This window comes from Nocardiopsis sp. TNDT3, from assembly GCF_003427465.1.
Taxonomy (GTDB): Bacteria; Actinomycetota; Actinomycetes; order Streptosporangiales; family Streptosporangiaceae; genus Nocardiopsis; species Nocardiopsis dassonvillei.
In genome coordinates this window covers 1-1,027 of record NZ_QPFC01000913.1, presented here as the reverse complement: position 1 = coordinate 1,027, position 1,027 = coordinate 1, and the positions used below count along the sequence as shown (strand labels likewise).

Here is a 1,027-nt window from a genome sequence, read left to right as displayed (position 1 = left end):
ACTGGCGCCGGTGGGCGACGCGGACACCGGCGCCCTGCCGGACTACCTCGTTCCCGCCGGAAGACCGGTCCCGGTGCCCTACAACGGATCGGTGGCCCGGCTCACCTTCGGCCCCAGGGCCGCCTCGCGGGTGCGCCGGTGGATCGCCGAGGGCGGGTTCGACGTCCTGCACATCCACGAGCCGTCCGCGCCGAGCGTCTCGCTGCTGGCGTGCTGGGCGGCCGACGGCCCCGTGGTGGCCACCTTCCACACCGCCAACCCCCGGTCGCGGGCGATGGCGGTGAGCTCCCCGGCGCTGCGTTCGGCCATGGAGAAGATCAACGGCCGCATCGCCGTGTCCGAGGCCGCCAGGCGCACCCTGGTCGAACACCTGGGCGGCGACGCCGTGCTCATCCCCAACGGGGTCGCGGTGCGCAGGTTCGCGCACGCAGACCCCCTGCCCGGCTGGCCGGGGGAGGGCGGCTCGATCGGCTTCCTGGGACGCCTGGACGAGCCCCGCAAGGGGCTGGGCGTCCTTCTGGAGGCCTTCGTGCTCATGGCCCCCGAACGCCCCGGCCTGCGCCTGATGGTGGCCGGGCCCGGCGACGCCTCGGCGGCGATGGAGGCCGTCCCCGGGCACCTGCGCGAACGCGTCGTGCTGCTCGGACGCCTGGACGACGCCGACAAGGCCCGCGCCTACCACTCCGCCGACGTGTTCTGCGCGCCCAACCTGGGCGGTGAGAGCTTCGGCATCGTGCTGACCGAGGCTATGGCCTCCGGCGCGGCCATCGTGGCCAGCGACATCCCCGCCTTCGCCGCGGTCCTGGACGGCGGGGCCGCCGGGGAGCTGTTCGCCGCGGGTGACCCCGCCCACCTGGCCGAACGCGCCGGTGCGCTGTTGGAGGCACCCGCGAGGCGTGCCGAGCTCTCTCGCGCCGCCCGCCGCGCGGTGCGCGCCTACGACTGGGACACCGTGGCCGCCGACGTCGCCCACGTCTACCGGACCGTCCTGCTGTGGGACGGGAACGGGGACGGGGGCGGCCACTCC

1 protein-coding gene is annotated in these 1,027 nt (G+C 75.6%); it reads left to right on the top strand.

Features of this window, described 5'->3' with window-relative positions; genetic code table 11:
* On the top strand, positions 1–1,027 hold a 1,027-nt coding region (locus tag DQW06_RS21580; RefSeq protein WP_157983540.1), incomplete at both ends, for a glycosyltransferase family 4 protein.